The organism is Streptomyces bobili, from assembly GCF_002154575.1.
Lineage (GTDB): Bacteria > Actinomycetota > Actinomycetes > Streptomycetales > Streptomycetaceae > Streptomyces > Streptomyces bobili.
The window spans coordinates 1-809 of the sequence record NZ_MUBA01000847.1 but is presented as its reverse complement, the minus strand read 5'-3'; the positions used below and the strand labels follow the sequence as shown (position 1 = coordinate 809).

At 76.3% G+C, this 809-nt stretch carries 1 protein-coding gene; it reads left to right on the top strand.

All coding sequences use genetic code 11. From position 1 onward, the window contains the following. Position 1: 1 nt before the first annotated feature. A partial coding sequence (locus BZL64_RS38145) for an RNB domain-containing ribonuclease (RefSeq protein ID WP_143663463.1) occupies positions 2 to 809 on the top strand: 808 nt, incomplete at its 3' end.

Below are 809 nucleotides of genomic sequence, written 5' to 3'. Positions count from 1 at the left end.
CGTGACCGGCGCCCCCGAAGCACCGCTCCGGGCCGCCCTCGCCGCCCTGCGCACGGAGCTCGGCGTGCCCGCGAGCTTCCCGCCCGCCGTGCTCGCGGAGGCGGAACGCGCCGCCGCGGCCCCCGCCCTGCCGGCGTACGACGCCACCGACATCCCCTTCGTCACCGTCGACCCGCCCACCTCCACCGACCTCGACCAGGCCCTGCACCTGTCCCGGCAGGGCACCGGCTACCGCGTGCGGTACGCCATCGCCGACGTCGCCGCCTTCGTCGTACCCGGCGGGCCGCTGGACGCCGAGGCCCACCGCCGGGTGAACACCCTCTACTTCCCGGACGGGAAGGTTCCGCTGCATCCGCCGGCGCTCGGCGAGGGCGCCGCGAGCCTGCTGCCCGACGGCCCGCGCCCGGCCGCCCTGTGGACCGTCGACCTCGACGCCGACGGCCGTACCCTCGCCGTCGACGTCCGCCGCGCCCTCGTCCGCAGCCGCGCCAAACTCGACTACGCGCGCGTGCAGCGACAGATCGACGACGGCACCGCCGAGGAACCCCTGGCGCTCCTGCGGACCGTCGGACAACTGCGGCAGGCGCTGGAGGCCGACCGCGGCGGCATCTCCCTCGACGTGCCCGAGCAGGAGATCACCGAGCGCGACCACACCTACGAACTCTCCTTCCGCGCCCCACTGCCCGCCGAAGGCTGGAACGCCCAGCTCTCCCTCCTCACGGGCATGGCCGCCGCCGACCTGATGCTCGGCTACGGCACCGGAGTGCTGCGCACCCTCCCGGCCGCCCCCGACGGCGCCGTCGGCCGAC